Raw genomic sequence first — 17,678 nt, 5'->3', positions numbered from 1 at the left:
AAATAACGGGCTGCAGACAGCCCGTTATGATTTATTGCTCAAGCGGTACGACCGCATCGTGTAAAAGCTTGTTGAGGTTTTCTGTATGTTTGTTTTTCGCCTGCTCATCCCATTGGAATCGCTCGCTCATAAAATCAATAACGGCATCTTTATATGTTCTTACCCAATTGATATCAAAAAATAAACGTCCCGTTCTGCGGACAAAGAAGTCAGCAGGGGTTGCAGTCATCTCTTCTTCTATACTGTATTCTGCCTCAGCAAGAATATGAACCGGAATGTTGCGTTTCGCGGCCTCATCTTTCAGCGCTTCTACCCGGTCAAAGACGCGATCTACGTTAGAGCCGTATCTGATCGCAAGCTGTTTTGCGTCTTTTTCTGATAAACCGGCTGCAATTCCTTCTTTTGTTTTCGCGGTAACGAAGGACATAAGATTTTTCGAACCGCCGACGTGCCCGCCAGAGATTGGCATGTTTTTCGTTTTACATGGTCCAAAATCCTTTTCGCCCTCTTCTTTTAAGCGATCACGGACAAGATCAACGATGTGCTCCGCCATTTTTCTGTATCCAGTCAGTTTTCCGCCGGCAATGGTGATCAGGCCTGAGTCAGATGTCCAAATCTCGTCTTTCCGTGAAATTTCAGAAGGATCTTTGCCTTCTTCATGAATCAGCGGACGCAGCCCCGCCCAGCTGGATTCGATGTCATTCGCAGTGATATTCAGTTCCGGGAACATGTAATTGATTGATTTGATGACATAATCACGATCCTCCGTTGTCATCCGCGGATGCTCCAGCGCCTCTTTGTAAACAGTGTCTGTTGTTCCCACGTATGTTTTGCCTTCACGAGGAATCGCAAATACCATCCGGCCATCAGGTGTATCGAAATATACAGCCTGTTTCAGCGGAAAGACAGACTGGTCAAATACAAGGTGAATGCCTTTTGTATGCTGCAAATGCTTTCCGTTTTTCGAATGGTCTTTTTCTCTGAGCTGATCGACCCAAGGGCCTGTAGCATTGACAATTTTTTTCGCATACACTTTATATTCTTTCTTTGTCAGCACATCTTCAATTAATACGCCGACGGCTTTGCCTTTTTCGTAAAGAAGCTCCTTCACTTTGGAGTAATTCACAGGCTCTGCCCCGAATTTAACCGCTTCCTTCATGACTTCGATGGTCAGTCTCGCATCGTCAGTGCGGTATTCCACATAGTACCCGCCGCCTTTTAAGCCGTCTTTTTTCACCAAAGGCTCTTTTTGCAGCGTTTCTTTTGCTGAAAGCATGCTTCTTCGTTCTGACTTTTTCACACCTGCAAGGAAGTCATAAACCCTTAACCCAATAGATGTTGTAAATGAACCGAATGTGCCGCCTTTATGAAACGGAAGCAGCATCCATTCCGGTGTAGTGACATGCGGGCCGTTTTCATACACAATCGCCCGCTCTTTTCCTACCTCAGCGACCATTTTCACTTCAAATTGTTTTAAATAGCGCAAGCCGCCATGTACCAGCTTCGTTGATCGGCTTGATGTTCCCGCCGCAAAGTCCTGCATTTCGCTTAGTGCGACCTTCATTCCCCTTGATGCCGCGTCAAGAGCTGTTCCGGCTCCTGTAATTCCTCCTCCGATAATAAATAGGTCATATGTTTTTTTCGTCATGTCTGTCAGCATGCGATCTCTTTCAAGACTTGAAAATTGATGATTCATCATTACGTTTCCTCCTTGTTGTCACGGTAAATAGAAAAAGAGACCACAACAGCCAAAGTGCATGCTTACACTTTGGTGCTGTGGTCTCTCCTCATCTCAGGACCGTTCTTATTAACTTGTAACCATTATACCATAGTATTACTTTATTTAAAAGCCATAGCTGCTTTCACGGCTTTTTGCCAGCCTTTATACAGCTCATTTCGTTTTTCTTCTTCCAATTCAGGCTCAAACCGTTTATCCAGATTCCACTGGTTCGCGATTTCAGAACGGTCCTTCCAGAATCCCACAGCGATACCCGCCAAATAAGCCGCGCCAAGTGCAGTCGTTTCATTAATTTCCGGGCGCTCCACAGGAACATTCAACAGGTCTCCTTGGAACTGCATTAGGAAATTGTTTTTTACAGCTCCTCCGTCTACACGGAGCGTCTTTAATGAAATGTTTGAATCTGCTTCCATTGCGTCAAGCACATCTTTGGTCTGATAAGCCAATGACTCCAGTGTCGCACGGATAAAGTGCTCTTTTGTTGTCCCTCTTGTCAGGCCGAAAACCGAACCGCGCACATCGCTGTCCCAGTAAGGCGTTCCCAGTCCGACAAATGCTGGAACAACATACACGCCGTCAGTTGAATCCACTTTTTCTGCATAAGATTCGCTTAGCGATGAATCCTGGAACATTCTCAAACCGTCTCTAAGCCACTGGATGGCAGAGCCTGCGACAAAAATGCTCCCTTCTAACGCATAGTTCACTTTTCCGTCAATGCCCCAAGCGATTGTTGTCAAAAGCCCATGTTCGGACTTAATTGCTTTTTCCCCGGTATTCATCAGCATGAAACATCCTGTGCCGTAAGTGTTTTTCCCCATGCCTTCTTCAAAGCATGCCTGGCCGAACAATGCGGACTGCTGGTCGCCTGCCGCTCCAGCAATCGGGATATTTTTTCCGAAGAAGTGATAATCAACAGTCTCCGCATACACATGAGAGGACGGCTTCACTTCAGGGAGCATGGATTTCGGTACGCCTAGAATGTCGAGCAGTTCATCGTCCCATTTTAAATCGTAAATATTAAACATCAGTGTTCTTGAGGCATTGGAGTAATCGGTCACATGCGCTTTTCCGCCTGACATTTTCCAAATGAGCCACGTATCAATCGTTCCAAACAGCAGCTCGCCTTTTTCCGCTTTTTCTCTTGCGCCTTCCACATTGTCTAAAATCCACTTCACCTTCGTGCCGGAGAAGTAAGGATCGATTAAAAGCCCTGTTTTTTCTCTGAATTTATCATTATATCCTTTTTCACGAAGTTCCTCACAAATGCCGGACGTCTGTCTGGACTGCCAAACGATTGCATTATAGACAGGACTTCCTGTATCTTTATCCCACACAACCGTCGTCTCGCGCTGGTTCGTGATGCCGATGCCGGCAATTTGAGAAGCGCTGATTCCTGATTCAGAGATGACTGAGGCGATAACCGCGAGGACAGAGCCCCAAATTTCATTGGCATTATGCTCAACCCAGCCAGGATGCGGGAAGTATTGTGTAAATTCCTTTTGAGCAGAGTGGACAATTTTGCCTTCTTTATTAAACAGAATCGCTCTTGAACTTGTCGTCCCCTGATCTAAGGATAAAATGTACGTTTCCATAAGATGTCTCCCCTTTGATTAAATATATTTAGAATTTGATAATGTTTTAGCAGAATGTGATTTCGTATAAACATAGAGTCCTAACAATACCACAACCAATATAACGCTTACAATCCAGAAGCTGCTTGTGATGTGCCCTTTAAATGCAGCGTTGTAAAATACACCGCCGAATGATCCGCCTAAAATCGGGCCGACTACCGGAACCCATGCGTATTTCCAGTTTGATGAGCCCTTCCCCGGAATCGGAAGAAAAGCGTGGGCGATCCGCGGACCTAAGTCACGTGCAGGATTGATAGCATAGCCGGTGGTGCCTCCCAGAGAAATACCGATTGCTACAATGAGGAAACCGACGATTAAAGGATTAAGTCCTTCTGTAAATTGATTTGCACCTATGGCCAAGATTCCAAGTACAAGGACAAATGTCCCAATCACTTCGCTTAAAACGTTTGCAAATGTATGCGGAATGCTGGGCCCTGTTGAGAAAACACCCAGCTTGGCAGCGGGATCATCCGTTGACTTCCAGTGCGGGAGGTAATGCAGATAAATAATCACCGCACCGATGATCGCTCCGATCATTTGCGCCGCAATATAAACCGGAACCTCTTTCCAAGGAAAATCTCCTACAAATGCAAGCGCTATCGTTAGCGCCGGATTCAAATGGGCACCGCTGATGCCGCCAACCGCGTATGCCGCCATGGCAACACCCAATCCCCATCCAAATACAACAACAATCCAGCCAGACTGGAATGAAAGCGATTTCTTTAAATTGACACCTGCACAAACACCTGCACCAAAAATGATAAGCAGCATCGTACCGATGACTTCTCCCCAAAATGCTGTCATAGCACATTCCTCCTAAAGTCACGATTAAAAAGCATGATAGAGAAGAAGAGAATAAAAAAACCACAACAAACCGCTTTACGGGTGCATAAACATTTGCCGTAAAGAGCTGCTGTGGTCTCCGAGTTCTCCATCACAATGTATTAACCTAGTGCAATTGTATCAGTGCATGAAAGCGGTGTCAATCACTTTCCGTCAAAAAGTTTTCATATTTTTTCCACAATTTGGTATTAGATGTTGTGACAGCTACAGCCCCCGCTTTCAATGCCTGCTCTACATCCTCTTCCGTACGGATGAAACCCCCGGCAAAGATGGGAATCCCTGTTTTCTCTTTTATTTCCTGAATGAGTGACGGAACGATGCCGGGAAGCACTTCGATGAAGTCAGGCTTATGCTTGCCGATAAACTCCATGCTTTTCTCCATCGCGCTTGTATCAAGCAAAAACAGGCGCTGAATGGCATAAATTTTCTTCTGCTTCGCTTTGGCAATCACATTCGATCTTGTGGAAATAATCCCAGCGGGCTTGATATCCTGACATATAAATTCCGCACCGTATTCGTCATGCTTAATCCCTTGAATGAGATCGACGTGCACCATCATGTTCTTTCCGTGCTTTTGCGCTTCTTTGATCACGCCCTTCAGCTGGCCGAGATGAATATCAAGAATAACACCGTAAGAGAATGAACTGTTCAAAAACTCATCAAATTGCTTCATATTGCGAATAGCCGGTAAGATCGGCTGGTTGTGAAAACTCATCATGTGCTCCTTTAATAATTCACTTTTATATTATATCGTTTGAAAGCTTTCTTTCACCGTTTTCACGATAAAGGAAAGGTCCTCTTCTGTCAGGCAAAATGGCGGCGCAAGCTGGATGACATTGTTGTAGCCGGCGACTGTATCGCCGTTTTTGCCGATGATCAGCCCTTTTTCTTTGCACGCCGCAACCACTTGGTTTACTTTGGCGGCATCAGCCGGCTCTTTAGTCAATTTGTCTTTGACGAGTTCGATTCCGATCAGCAGCCCTTTTCCTCTAACATCCCCGACTGCCGGGTGTTCTCTCAGAGCTTGAAGCTCACCTAAAAGCTTTGCTCCAAGATCACGGGATCGCTGAATCAGCTGTTCGTCCTCCATAATTTGCAGGTTTTTCAACGCCAAAGCACAGGCAGCCGGGCTTCCGCCGAACGTGTTCACGTGGCGGAAACGGTCATAAGGAGCTTCCCCCTGATACGCTTCGAAAATGTCCCGTTTCACAGCAGTCGCTGACAATGGCAGATACGCGCTTGTGATTCCCTTTGCCATCGTAATGATATCAGGCTTCACACCGTAGTGCATAAACCCGAACGGCTCACCTGTCCGTCCAAACCCGCAGATCACTTCATCGCAAATCAAAAGGGCTCCGTGGCGCCGGCAAATGTCCTCCACCTTCTTCATATATCCGTCCGGCGGCATTAGGATGCCTCCGCCTGTAATGATGGGCTCCATAATGACCCCGGCAATCGTTTCGCTTAATTCCCATGTCATGATGCGGTCGATTTCATTTGCGCTTTCAAGCGTGTCTGCATCATCAGGATTCCGGTATATATCTGGCGGAGCTGCATGCAGGAACCCTTGGCTCAAAGGCTCGTATTTATATTTCCGCTGCGCCTGTCCGGTAGCTGAGAGCGCTCCCAATGTATTGCCGTGGTATGCCCGATATCTTGAGATGAATTTATAACGGCTGTGGTCGCCGTTTTGCAGATGGTACTGGCGGGCAATTTTAAAAGCAGTTTCGTTTGCTTCCGATCCGCTGTTGGAAAAAAAAATAACATAATCGCCGCCAAGCCATTCATTCAGCTTTTCCGCCAGTTGAATTGCGGGTGCGTGACTTTGCGTTAACGGGTAGTAAGGCAGCTCCTTTAGTTGCTCATAGGCAGCCTCCGCAAGCTCCTTTCTGCCGTAACCAATGTTGACGCACCACAAACCGGACATCGCATCCAAATAGCGGCGTCCGTCTGTGTCGGTTACCCAGGCCCCTTCGGCCTTCTGGGCTATCAGGCTGTCCGCTTGATGCGCTCCCTTCATGGCATGCCACACAAATTGCTCATCTTTTTGCTTTAATCCCTGATTTTGCTGAATGTTTTCCATCCCCATCATCTCCATTTCATTAGCGTTCCCTATAATGCCAATTCAATTGAAACAGACCTTCTCTTTATGTGATGTCTTGGTGATGATTTCCCTGCCTTCAATATAAAGCCAGACCGGGTCAGAGTCAATAAACCGCGTAAATAATAAAACATCCCCTTTCTCAAGAAGAAAGAGGATGCAGCTTCCAAAGCAAAACAGGCAAAGTGACAATGCTCAGCATCGTACTGATAAAGGTCGCACTCGAAACAACTTGGACAGCCATTGCAATAGCAATGTGAAGCCTAGCCGTTTTCTGTATGATATAGGAAATGGCGAAAATACAGAAACTCCATAAGGCACATCCACTATACAATTTACTTTTATTTTAAAGAAAGCACCTAAACAATTCCGCTTTTGTTTAAAAAAACCCGCCAATTCAGGCGGGTTTTTTGGGAATTATTTTTTATATTGAATATGATAAATATCACGTCGTCTGTCTTTTAGCTGGCGCACTGTACCGTTTTGGCGCTGTCTTCTGAGAATTTCCAGGTCAACATCGCCGATGACGACCATTTCAATATTCGGGTTTGTTTCGCCGACAATGCCGTCTCGGGCGAATTCAAAATCAGACGGGGCAAAGATGCCTGACTGGGCGTATTGGATATCCATGTTTTCCGTTTGCGGAAGGTTTCCGACCGTTCCAGAGATAACCGTATAAATTTGATTTTCAACCGCTCTAGCCTGCGAACAGTATCTGACACGCAGATAGCCTTGACGGTCTTCTGTACAAAATGGCGTAAAGATGATTTTGGCTCCTTTATCAGCCGCAATCCGGGCAAGCTCAGGAAATTCAATGTCATAACAGATCTGGATCGCGATTTTCCCGCAGTCCGTATCAAACACGCGAACTTGGTCTCCTGCGCTGATCCCCCACCATTTGCGTTCATTCGGCGTAATATGGAGTTTGTATTGCTTCTCGATCGTTCCGTCCCGTCTGAACAGGTAAGCGATATTATAGATCTTGCCTTCCTCTTCGACGAAATGAGATCCGCCGATAATGTTGACGTTATACTTCACAGCCAAGTCAGTAAACAGGCTGATGTAATCTTCTGTATACTCGGTAATTCTCTGCACCGCCAAGCTCGGTGACCGTTCCTCAAGGAAGGACATCAGCTGGGTTGTGAAAATTTCCGGGAACACCGCAAAATCAGATCTTGCGTCGGAAGCAACATCGACATAGTATTCTACTTGATTCGCAAATTCCTCAAAGGAATAAATTTTCTTCATTTCGTATTGGATCACACAAATTCTAACAGGGAACGCCGATTTATAATAGCGTTTTGTCTGCTGCGGTAGATAATCGACATTATTCCATTCCATCAGCGTCGCATACTTGATCGAAGCTGTATCATCCGGGAGATAGTTCGGGTTAATTCGCATAAGGGTAAAGCCGTTCATCAGCTGAAAAGAAAGAACCGGATCGTAAATTTGGTGGCGTGTCACCTGTTCAACATACTCTCTCGCTGTCATTTCCTCTGCATATTTGTGATAGTTTGGAATCCGTCCGCCTATGATGATGCTTTTCAGGTTTAAGCGTCTGGCTAAGTCCTTTCTCGCCTCGTACAAACGGTGGCCGATCTTCATTCGTCTGTATTTCGGGTGCACCATGACTTCAATTCCGTACATATTCAAGCCGTCAGGATTATGGTTGGTGATATAACCGTCATCTGTAATGTCCTGCCACGTATGGCGGTCATCATATTCATCAAAGTTAATCAGGAGACTTGAGCACGAACCGATAATTTCACCTTCGAATTCTGCACAAAACTGTCCTTCCGGAAAATGCTCCAAATGGCTGATTAAATGCTCCCGCTTCCAAGGCTCCATTCCTGGAAAGCAGTCCTTTTGAAGATCGATAATCTTGTCGATGTCTTTCTCTTCGATATTGCGGATAACCATTTTCTTTTCAAACCGGGTCAAATCTAATTTCTCAGACAACCTACTCGCTCCTTTCTAGTTTTGTGAGTTCAGATGATCAAGCAATAGGGCGAGCTCCATCTCCGCCATTGATTCAAGCCTGTGATCATAGTCTTCAAACATCAAGGTACCCGTTACTTTATTCGGGACAATGACACACTTCATGCCTGCACGTTTCGCAGCAATCGAACCATTGACAGAATCCTCAAACGCGAGACATTCCGCTGGCGATACCCCCAGGTTCTTTGCCGCCAATAAATAGAGTTCAGGATTCGGCTTCACCTCTTCCACATCATCCGCCGTTTGAATAACTTCAAAATCATCAAACAGGCCGATTTGCTTCAAATGGCCGGACACCCATTTATAATCAGAGCTGGAGGCAAGGCCTATTTTTAAGCCTAAATCCTTTGCCGCATTCAAATACGCTTCGACACCAGGTCTCGCTTTTTCTGATTCCATGCGTTTGGCAAACCGCTCTCTTCTCAATTGTGTGAGCTCTTCATGGTTCAGCTTTTTCCCGATCTGCTCTTCTAAATATTCAAAAGGCCGGAAACCCGCAGCAGTTCCGATGACCTTTCCCCAGACAGATAGCGGCAGCACTGAGCCGTGCTCTTCAAATATTTCCTGAAGAACCTCATATTCGTGTGTTTCTGTATCTAGAATAAGCCCGTCAAAATCAAAAATTAACGCTTTAATCACTGGGTACAACTCCTTTAGTACGAATTGAGACATATGTATACACTCACTATACCCCGAAACAAGTCTGCTTTCAAAAAGTAAGGTTTTATGTGAAGAAAGAGCCTGCACACTGCAAGCTCTTTCTTATTAATGAATGTTTTGGTGAGAAATGTTTGTCAGCGCTGATCCCGCAGACTCGTTCGACATCTGATTGACTGCCAGGTCTCCAAGCGCAACGATCCCGACTAGATTGTTTTGATCTACAATAGGAAGGCGGCGGATTTGGTGCTGGGCCATCAGCTGCGACGCGTCTTCCAGACTCATATTAGGGTTTCCTGATACGAGTTCTGTTGACATCACTTCTGAAACGGGTGTCTGGCCATCACGGCCCTGAGCTGTAGTTCTTAATGCAATGTCACGGTCAGTCAGCATTCCTTTTAAAACACCTTGCTCTACAACGGGGATCGCCCCGACGTTATGCTGTTTCATTAGAGAAGCCGCTTCCTGAATCGTTTGATTCGGAGAAACGGTTGCCACCTGCGTTGTCATTGTATCTTTAACTGAACTCATTGTCAGCACCCCTTTCAATCATTAGTATGTTCAGACACGAGCCGTTTAAAAAGGGAGTTAGAGGAAAGGTTTTATGATATGATTTCTCTGATACAAAAAGAGCTTTTCTAAAAATAGAAAAGCCCTTGCCGCATGATTATATCAGCCTTCTTTGACCGAAAAAGGCTTTGTTAGTCTTCTTTTGAAAGTCAGAAAAAGCAAACGGAAAATAAATCCCAAAATCATTCAGCATCTTGCTGTTTTTTTCAAAAATCGCCTGATCACTCAAATCAGAGTGCGGCGAAGGCTTGGTCAGGATAATATGTATCATTTGCAGACAAGCCATAATTTGAAATGCTTCTTTTAATGTTCCTTGGTAATAATGGTTATTTAAAGACAGAACGCCTTTCTTTTTAAAGCGCTGAATGTCCAGTTCGGAGAAATAAAGAGGAAATACATCATGGATCAGCTCCATAGACAGCTCCTTGATAAAGCTCTCCTGTTCTGCAGTTGCTGCGTTCACAATTCTCACGTCAATCACCTTTCTTGCCATCGAATATCCTAAGTCTTACTCAAGAATAGCACAGAAAAAAACGCGAAAGCTAAGGTAAGTGTTTCCTATGAGAAACAGCAGCCTTCCGCTTCGAAAAGGAGCCATTTAACATGAACCAAAAAGGCAGAGGGCTTGAGATCCTCATCAATGAAAAACAGGACGGCCAATGGCTGTTTTCCGTACTCAAAACAGCGCTCAAAGCTTCTAAACCAGTGATACAAGACTGGATGTCCCATCAACAGATAAAGGTCAATCACGAATCCGTCTTAAACAATATGATTGTAAAAAAGGGAGACCGCGTGTTCATTGATCTTCAGGAAAGTGAAGCATCTTCGGTCATTCCGGAGTATGGCGAGCTTGATATTTTATTTGAGGACAATCATATGCTCATCATCAATAAACCCGCTGGCATCGCGACGCATCCGAATGAGGATGGGCAAACCGGCACACTGGCTAATTTGATCGCGTATCATTATCAGATAAATGGCGAAACATGTAAGGTGCGCCACGTCCATCGTCTTGATCAGGATACATCTGGCGCTATCGTTTTTGCCAAGCATCGTTTGGCACACGCCATCTTAGACCAGCAGTTAGAGAAAAAGACGCTGAAGCGTACGTATACCGCTATCGCTGAAGGTAAGCTACGGACGAAAAAAGGGACAATTAATTCACCGATCGGCAGAGACCGCTCACACCCGACAAGACGCCGGGTTTCACCAGGCGGGCAAACAGCCGTCACTCATTTCAAGGTAATGGCCAGCAATGCGAAAGAACGGCTGTCGCTCGTTGAATTAGAGCTGGAAACAGGCAGAACACACCAAATCCGTGTTCATCTGGCGAGCCTCGGCCATCCGTTGACAGGAGACTCGCTTTACGGAGGCGGGAGCAAGCTGCTAAACAGGCAGGCACTGCACGCCAATAAAGTACAAGCGGTTCACCCGATAACAGACGAGCTCATAGTTGCTGAAGCCCCTTTCCCTGCTGATATGAAAAACCTTTGCCGCACATATTTTTCATGAAGAAAAGCCGCAGGCACTGCCTCGGCTTTTTAAGTCACTCGTTTTCCATATATAATATAGCGCTTCGGGGCATTTCCGACGTATGAAAACGGATAGCAGGTCGTCAGAATCAGCTCTTCCTTTTCATGCTGGAGCGTGATAATAGATGTGTCATCCTTATCGACAATTTTTGTTTTTACAATTTCATATGTGAATTCTCCATATGACAGGAGAAGACGGAGCTGATCCCCCTTTTCCAGCTCTCCCGTCCGGCGAAACACGGTATCCCGATGCCCTGACAGCACAATTTGTCCGTTTTCATCAGGATAATAGCTGTCCTTGTAATGCCCGACACCTTTTTCTAAATCATCAGCATCGGTGCCCTCCACGATCGGAAGCTCTGCATTGATTTTCGGTATTTCTAAAATGCCGCTCGCTTGGCCGGTCTCAGGCTTAAATGATGCTTTGTTCTTTGCTTGATCTGTGCTATTTTTCGTCCCCGAAGCTTCCTGCGGCTTTTTAGCCGCCAGCTTTGCTTCTTTTAATGTCTGTTCCGTTTTCGTATTCGTATCGATCAATTTAAAGCCTCCATAGCCTGCGATCACTAGGCCGGCAGCAATGATGAATAGTGGAATAACTTTTTTCACGTTCTGGAGGCGCTCCTTTTTCTTCTGACATATAGATAAGTTCCTGACAATGTCACCGCCGCACCGATTACCATAAAGTTATAGTAGCCCGCTGACGTATCCGGAAGCTGATGATCAGACCCGCTTTCCGCAGTCTCGGTTTGTAACGGCAATGTGCTGATGCTATTAGCAGTATCAGCGGTTTTTGTGTTGTTGATTGGTATTTCATTGAATCTCGAAATGGCTGAAGGCGGAAGCTGATGAACCGGTGCTGTTCCCGGAGTTTCTTTTATATCAGGCAAATCTTCACCTGGCCTTGGATCCTCTTTAATCGGATCCTCCGTCCCCGGATCATCTCCAGGCTCTTCCGTTATCGGGTCTTCTGTTACAGGGTCTTCAATATCACTGGCTTCAGCAAGCTTAATTCTTCCCTCTTTTGTATACGCAATTGGCTCATCAAAACTCTTCACGTACTCAACTGTCGCTTCCAAATCCTCAGGCCCTGTCACCGGATTTTTTCCCAGCAGTCCGATTGGCTGATATTTGGCTCCTGTCGCCGTCGCCATAAAGTTGTTGACGGTCAATGTATATGTGGCATCGGGCTGGATCTCGGTGCCATCTGCCATTTTCATATCAACTGCTTTTCCGGTTTCTTTATCCCACGTATACGTAAACCCGCTGATGCTGTAGTCAGGCCCAAAAACCGGCGAGATTTGCGCATTGATAATCTCTCTTAAATCTTTTCCTTTAATCTCAAGCTTCGTTAACACATTTCCAAACGGCTGAATATTGTAAAGATCTCCCCACGTAATTGGACCCTTCTTCAGCGCTTCACGTATGCCGCCGCCATTCATAAGGGCAAAATCCGTTTTCATGGCAGCTCTCATACCATCCGCAATCAGGTTTCCAAGAGGTGTATCGCCGTCATTTGAATACCCCCCTTCCATATCAACAGCGGCTTCGCCGACTACCTCGCTGATAATCGGTTCCGCAATTGTTTCGTATTTCTTTAAAATGGCTGACGCGCTGACATCCGGTTCGATTTTACTTTGATCAACATATACGATTTCCGCGGACTTTTTGACAATGTCTTTTGTCGTTTTATCGATCTCTACATCAACGACACCTATCGCTTTTCCATATTCAAACGCTTGAACAATCAGTTTTCCATTCACTTCACCGTTAACAACCTGATGATTATGCGCGGCAAAAATCACGTCAATTTCAGAATCTGTTTTGTTTGCAAGATCAGCAGACTCACCGGTAATGGCGTTGCCGTTTTGTTCAGCTGACATATGTGCGAGAACCGCGATGGCCTTCACGCCTTTTTTCTTGAGCTCTTCGGCCGCCTTATTCACCGCTGTTGCTTCATCTGTAAACTCGATATTTTTTATTCCTTCAGGCATAACCATGCCAGCTGCCGACTGTGTGACAACTCCGATAAAAGCAACGGGTACGCCCTCCACATTAATGATGTCGTAAGCCGGCAAAAAGGGCTCTCCAGTTGATTTCATTTTACAATTGGCACATACAAGGGGAAAGTTCTGTCCATCATATCCGCTTGTGCCTTTCGGATGATCACCGCCATTTAAGATCCTCAGAAGTTCATCCGTGCCTTCATCAAATTCGTGGTTTCCCACGGTTCCGACATCAAATCCGATGTCCTCCATCAGTTCTACAGTCGGTTCATCCTGAAGAAGAGAGGAAACTGGAGAGCTTCCGCCGATCATATCTCCCGCGTGCACAATCAGCGAGTTTTTCTTTTCAGCCTTTTTTTCTTTTAAATATGCGGCGGCATAATCCATGCGTCCAAACGTGCCGTCTACAGTTCCATTTCCATCAAGATCAAGCTCATATTGCTGATCGATTTTGCCATGCAAATCATTCATGCTGAGAATTCTAAGCGGCACATGTTCTTGAGGTGCCGTTTGCCTTTTTTTATATCCCGCGCTCTCCGCTTCACTTGCTGAGGCGAAGAAAATTCTGTTTTCCACAGCTATCTTCTTCCAGTCAGCTGGCTGCACATATGTTTTATTCGACGAGTCCCCCACATATCTTGTCAGGCCTTTCCCTTGCTCTCTGGCTCTGAATTCAAACGGCATTTCCATGAGGGGATCGTTTTCATTCCAAATTCCTTTTTGATCTTTTTTTGCAGCGGCTACTGCGGCCTGAAATTGCTGATAATCCTCTTCATTGTCAACCGGCCAAATAAAATACGTCGGAGCATAGCCGTTTTTTACAAGCTCTAAGTTCACGTTTGAACCTGATTCGGTTATGACTTGTCCGAGCAATCTGCCATAGCTGTCCTTGGCTTCACTCCCGACCTTGACAGTAATTTTATCACCCGGGGACAGAACCGTTTTTAGATAGTCAGATGCTTTTTTGCCAAATCTTAATTGATTTTCATCTGCGTCATTTTTTGGTGTGTGATATGTTTCGGGTGCATCTACATTTACAAACCGGATTTTTGTCGTTCCAAGCACCGGAGATTTAAGATGAATGGTATCGCCGTCAACTACCCGGTCAACAATCCCTTCATATTCTCCCTCTGCAGACGGAGGTGCGGGCTGCTCTTCAAGCAGCTTCAGGTCAGCCGATTTTCGCGGAAGCAGCTGAAAGGTTTGGTATCTGCTTAACACACCGGTAAATTCATACCATTTGCCCTCATCAAGCTCGTTTATCACCCCTGTTTCATTCATAACCCGGAGCGTCATTGCATGATGGTCGTCATCAATCATTGTTACATTGTAACCGCCGCCGGCAGGAGAACTTGGAATTGAGGAAACAAAAGCGGTTAGTTTCACAAGGCGTCCTTCATACTGATCACCTAGGCTGCCGTTAATAAGTTCATTGATTGTTAAGTGTTTGGGGGCGGGGAGGGATTGATTTGACTGGTTGATTTTGATGCCTGATGAGTTTGGAACGATTTCTTTCAGCCCCTGGTAAGACGTGATTTTCCCTGTCACCGTGACATCCATACCCTCTTTTAATTCGGGAAATTGTTCAGGGGATGGCGAATAAATGTTAATGCCTCCGGTTTCATCTTGCAAAAAGGTCGACAGCTTCCCGCCTCCGATTGCGTTTTGATCAGCTGTAATGATCCCTTTTATCGTTACTTCTTCATTCAGCCTTCCCCGTGCTTCATTTATGGTCACTTGCTGTTCAGCCGGCGGAGTTTTTGTGTCATCGGTTACGTTCATCGACTGAACGTTTTTAAGTCCTGTCGTGTTAAAGTAATTTTCAAGCTTTCCTTGAACCGTTATCTTTTTCCCAAGAAGAAGCGGATTGGTTTGCAGCCCAAATTGGCTTCTGAAGGCGGAGGGGATTTGCACAGGAAGGATGTGTTCGGGCGATGTTTTGTTTTTACGGTCTGCCAGCGCAACATTATAATCATTTGAAAAAGGGCTTGTCAGTTTATAATGCTGCGGGGAAACAGCCTGGCCGACTGCATATCCTTCGACAAGTGCCTGTCCTTCTTTTTGCTGTATTGCCTTCTCAATCGATATAGGCTGTTGCGGTTCAGCTGCCTTTACAGCTTCGAACGTGTACATTACATTTAAGAACATTAATGCCGTGATCAACACAATATGCAGAATACGCCTCATCATATTTCCTCCCTTATACACATAATGACAACGATTTTGTCTGCTTATCATTTCGACAGACAGCATATAATTCCTTTCAGGCTTCTGCATAATACACGGCAGACTGACACAAAATACAGCTGATCTGAAAAAAAAGGAGGAATTCGGTTTGGATCAGTTCAATCAGCAGCAGCAATCCCAAATGAACAAAGGTATTCCTGGCAAACCGCATAAAAACCACGGCGGACATGAAATGTTTGATATGCATGAGGTGCTTTCCGGAACACTTACTGTGCTTGATCAGTTTATGATGCTGAGACAATTCTGTAAGGATCAAGAATTACTAAACATCCTTGATCGTCAACATCAATTCATCACATCTCAATACAATATAACTGCAGAATGCTTCAAAACAGGAAGCGAACCTTCACAAAAAACAGCAACTTATATGATGAAGGAAGACAACCAGACTGTTTACGGCATGCAGCCGTCACAGCCTAAAAAACCTGTTCAATCCATGAATGATATTGATGACAGCATCATCAGCCGACAAATGCTTTGCGCGATTAAAGCACAAGCTTCTATGCTGACGATGGCTTCTCTGGAAATGACAAATCCGGCCGTAAGACGCGTACTGTCTGCGCAAATTCAGGAGTATGTTGAAATGGCATTTGAAATTTTCCTATACCAAAACAAACACGGCTATTACCAGGTTCCTCAGCTTGATGCGCAGGATATGGAACAGCTGCGAAATTCATTCGCCCCTGCCCAAGGACAAATGCCTCCGACACAAGGCGGAATGGGTCAGCAAGGACTTCACTAATAACAAAGGCATTGGATAGATACTATCCAATGCCGCACTGTTTTTTTCAAATTTTTTCTTAAAATCTTTTTCAAATTGATCAAGACTTTCCTTTGTTGCTGATTTAAACCCTTTTTCAAAGTCCCCTTTTTTTGCCGTTTCCTTAATCATTTCTGAAATAATGTCTTTCCCGTATTTGTCCGTCAGCTCATCGATCATATAAAAGCTTTGCAAATAGACATCAGTGTCATATTCGGCTCTAGCTTCCTGCCAGTCTCGATCAGTCTGCAAACGGTCAAAGGGCACGACAGAAAACGTGATCGGATCTATGAGCAATTCATAGTTCGCAATCCACTCGCTTAACCCTTCATGAAACCATAACGGAAACTCATCGGGATCCGTCTCAAGCTCCTTCAATTTCTGGTGAAACGCATGGTGCGAGTATTCATGAATCAACAATCTCTGGTACAAATAAACCGCTACCTCGTCCCCTTCTAACAGTTTCTTTTTCTCTTCAGGCAACAATCCGATCAGCTGCTCCCGTTCAGAATAAAAACCAACTACATCCAATAAACCGGAGTAAGCCTCCATCTGTTTTTCATTAGGAAAAAAAATAATGTCAATAGGCTTTTGATTCGAATATCCAATCATAATCTGATTAATACTGACCGCATATTCAAGCGTTTCTTTCGTCAATGGCAGTAAGGACTTTTCCTTAGAAGTGTAATAAATATCGGCCTGTTTGAATGACTCTTTCTTCATGTGCTTCGTCACTTGTTCTTTTGTTATTCCAGATGCCTGACCTGGAAAAGACAGGATATACATCGCGCTTGATACGATGGCTGAGCTTACAGCCAGCATCACAAGGACTCCGCACAGGAATAGAGCGGATGCCGCACGCTTTCCTATGCCATCCCGCAAACGTCTCCCTCCCTGAGCCGGTCCGTCTTGTACCTTTTTATTTTTACTCTATGCAGCCTGAGTTCGCAGTGTGTCATTAACGCAAAGAAAAAGCCGCACAAATTGTGCGGCTTCTTTCATTTATTCAGCGTTAGGGAATACACGCTGTACAGTTTGTGTAAATTCATCAAATAATCCGGCGATTGGGTCACCATTTTGAATACGCTTTCCATATCCTTGCATACGCTCTACAAAATCAGGGTTAGCTGAAACGTAAACATTATCAATGTTTTTGTCAGTAGATCTTACCTTTTTGGCTATTTTTTTCTTCAGATTGTTTTCTACTGCACCTTTATTTCCATTGGTTAAAACGACTGCAACGTAGGCTTGATTTCCAGCCACAATGATATCGGCATGCTTTACTTCTTTTAGGTCTGTTACTTTATCAGCTGCTTCATCAGCAACCTCAAGTTTTCGGTCGTTGTTATTATCGTCATTTACACGATTGTTATTGACATTATCATTAACATTGTTGTCAACGTTATCCCGATTGTTTACATTCCGCATATCGTCATTGGCCGGATTTCGATAATTTACGTTTCTTACATCATTATTATCACGTCTGCCCTCACCTTGGTCGGCTACACCGCAGCCAGTCATAAGCAAAGGGATAAGAAGCACAGACGCAAGGACTTGTTTTTTTCCAAACATGTGAATTCCTCCTTTATCACTTTACT

Annotated in this window: 15 protein-coding genes, 1 pseudogene and 1 other annotated feature; of the genes and pseudogenes, 2 read left to right on the top strand and 14 right to left on the bottom strand. The window is 44.9% G+C overall.

Annotation, left to right across the window (positions count from 1 at the left end):
* Positions 1–31: 31 nt before the first annotated feature.
* The 10 genes and pseudogenes from glpD to yhcU form a co-directional block, all read right to left on the bottom strand.
* Positions 32–1,699 carry a sn-glycerol-3-phosphate oxidase (FAD-dependent) gene (gene glpD / locus BSU_09300; protein NP_388811.2) on the bottom strand — a complete coding sequence of 556 codons (1,668 nt, stop codon included), beginning with the start codon at positions 1,697–1,699 and terminating at the stop codon, positions 32–34.
* A gap of 140 nt (positions 1,700–1,839) precedes the next feature.
* The gene (gene glpK, locus BSU_09290; protein ID NP_388810.2) at positions 1,840–3,330 is read right to left on the bottom strand and encodes a glycerol kinase (sn-glycerol-3-phosphate generating); all 1,491 of its coding nucleotides are present in this window, start codon (positions 3,328–3,330) and stop codon (positions 1,840–1,842) included.
* Between the two features lie 18 nt (positions 3,331–3,348).
* Complete coding sequence (glpF, locus tag BSU_09280) at positions 3,349–4,173, bottom strand: glycerol permease (protein ID NP_388809.1); 825 nt, start codon at positions 4,171–4,173, stop codon at positions 3,349–3,351.
* Between the two features lie 178 nt (positions 4,174–4,351).
* Complete coding sequence (gene glpP / locus BSU_09270; RefSeq protein NP_388808.1) at positions 4,352–4,930, bottom strand: sn-glycerol-3-phosphate responding transcription antiterminator; 579 nt, start codon at positions 4,928–4,930, stop codon at positions 4,352–4,354.
* Positions 4,931–4,957: 27 nt separating this feature from the next.
* On the bottom strand, positions 4,958–6,310 hold the full coding sequence (gene yhxA, locus BSU_09260) for a putative aminotransferase (RefSeq protein NP_388807.2): 1,353 nt from the start codon (positions 6,308–6,310) through the stop codon (positions 4,958–4,960).
* Positions 6,311–6,455: 145 nt separating this feature from the next.
* Positions 6,456–6,647: a sequence feature (Evidence 5: Unknown function), on the bottom strand.
* Positions 6,456–6,647: pseudogene (yhzG, locus tag BSU_09259) on the bottom strand. Its footprint overlaps the feature before it by 192 nt.
* Positions 6,648–6,730: 83 nt before the next feature.
* Positions 6,731–8,272, bottom strand: coding sequence for a putative amidohydrolase (yhcX, locus tag BSU_09250; RefSeq protein ID NP_388806.2), 1,542 nt, complete (start codon positions 8,270–8,272; stop codon positions 6,731–6,733).
* A 15-nt stretch (positions 8,273–8,287) separates the two neighbouring features.
* A complete protein-coding gene (gene glpW / locus BSU_09240) occupies positions 8,288–8,950 on the bottom strand; it encodes a promiscuous phosphoglycolate phosphatase / glycerol-3-phosphate phosphatase / 2-deoxyglucose-6-phosphatase (RefSeq protein NP_388805.1) in 663 nt (220 codons plus the stop codon).
* Between the two features lie 126 nt (positions 8,951–9,076).
* Positions 9,077–9,499, bottom strand: coding sequence for a putative CBS containing enzyme (sporulation-/ germination-related) (gene yhcV, locus BSU_09230; protein ID NP_388804.1), 423 nt, complete (start codon positions 9,497–9,499; stop codon positions 9,077–9,079).
* Positions 9,500–9,635: 136 nt separating this feature from the next.
* The gene (gene yhcU / locus BSU_09220) at positions 9,636–10,031 is read right to left on the bottom strand and encodes a hypothetical protein (RefSeq protein ID NP_388803.2); all 396 of its coding nucleotides are present in this window, start codon (positions 10,029–10,031) and stop codon (positions 9,636–9,638) included.
* Positions 10,032–10,141: 110 nt separating this feature from the next.
* Between yhcU and yhcT the strand changes: the two genes are divergently transcribed.
* Entirely contained in the window at positions 10,142–11,050 is a 909-nt protein-coding gene (gene yhcT / locus BSU_09210) for a putative RNA pseudouridine synthase (protein NP_388802.2), read from the top strand.
* A 29-nt stretch (positions 11,051–11,079) separates the two neighbouring features.
* On the opposite strand, the gene srtA is transcribed toward yhcT, so the two are convergent.
* Positions 11,080–11,676, bottom strand: a complete 597-nt coding sequence (srtA, locus tag BSU_09200; RefSeq protein ID NP_388801.1) for a sortase A — start codon at positions 11,674–11,676, stop codon at positions 11,080–11,082.
* Positions 11,673–15,326: a non specific extracellular Ca2+-dependent endonuclease cleaving RNA and DNA gene (mncR, locus tag BSU_09190; RefSeq protein NP_388800.1), complete on the bottom strand. Its 3,654-nt coding sequence runs from the start codon at positions 15,324–15,326 to the stop codon at positions 11,673–11,675. Before mncR ends, srtA begins: the two co-directional genes overlap by 4 nt.
* 82 nt (positions 15,327–15,408) lie before the next feature.
* Between mncR and yhcQ the strand changes: the two genes are divergently transcribed.
* Entirely contained in the window at positions 15,409–16,062 is a 654-nt protein-coding gene (yhcQ, locus tag BSU_09180) for a putative spore coat protein (RefSeq protein NP_388799.1), read from the top strand.
* Here the strand turns inward: yhcQ and yhcO are convergent.
* Positions 15,994–16,962 (bottom strand): putative exported protein (sporulation germination island), encoded by a 969-nt coding sequence (gene yhcO, locus BSU_09165; RefSeq protein ID NP_388797.2) that lies wholly within the window; start codon positions 16,960–16,962, stop codon positions 15,994–15,996. The genes yhcQ and yhcO overlap by 69 nt on opposite strands.
* A 120-nt stretch (positions 16,963–17,082) precedes the next feature.
* Positions 17,083–17,652 carry a putative germination lipoprotein gene (yhcN, locus tag BSU_09150; RefSeq protein ID NP_388796.2) on the bottom strand — a complete coding sequence of 190 codons (570 nt, stop codon included), beginning with the start codon at positions 17,650–17,652 and terminating at the stop codon, positions 17,083–17,085.
* Between the last annotated feature and the right edge of the window lie 26 nt (positions 17,653–17,678).

It is taken from the genome of Bacillus subtilis subsp. subtilis str. 168 (assembly GCF_000009045.1).
GTDB lineage: Bacteria > Bacillota > Bacilli > Bacillales > Bacillaceae > Bacillus > Bacillus subtilis.
This window is presented reverse-complemented; position numbering and strand designations above follow the sequence as displayed.